1 protein-coding gene is annotated in these 270 nt (G+C 70.4%); it reads left to right on the top strand.

The genetic code is table 11. The annotated features are described in order from the left end of the window. Window positions 1-40: 40 nt before the first annotated feature. Window positions 41-270, top strand: a 230-nt coding sequence (locus tag IF30_RS42975) for a hypothetical protein (protein ID WP_199808008.1), incomplete at its 3' end; no start/stop codon positions are given.

Raw genomic sequence — 270 nt, 5'->3', positions numbered from 1 at the left:
GTCGGGGAGCGCTCAGCCGACGTCGTCCAACCTGAACTGGGTGGCCGGTCAGACGACGCCGAACCTGGTCGTGGTCCCGGTCGGGGCGGACGGCAAGGTCAACCTGCTCAACGCGGGTTGGGGGCCGACGCACCTGATCGCGGACGTCTTCGGGTACTACTCGGACAGTGCGGCGGGGTCGACCTTCTCGACGGTGGACCCGTCGCGGCTGCTCGACTCGCGTGCGGGCGTCGGCCGGCCGGGCGACGACAAGGTTTCGGCGAACGAGAC

It is taken from the genome of Streptomyces sp. NRRL S-350, assembly GCF_000719705.1.
Classification (GTDB): domain Bacteria; phylum Actinomycetota; class Actinomycetes; order Streptomycetales; family Streptomycetaceae; genus Kitasatospora.
This window is presented reverse-complemented; position numbering and strand designations above follow the sequence as displayed.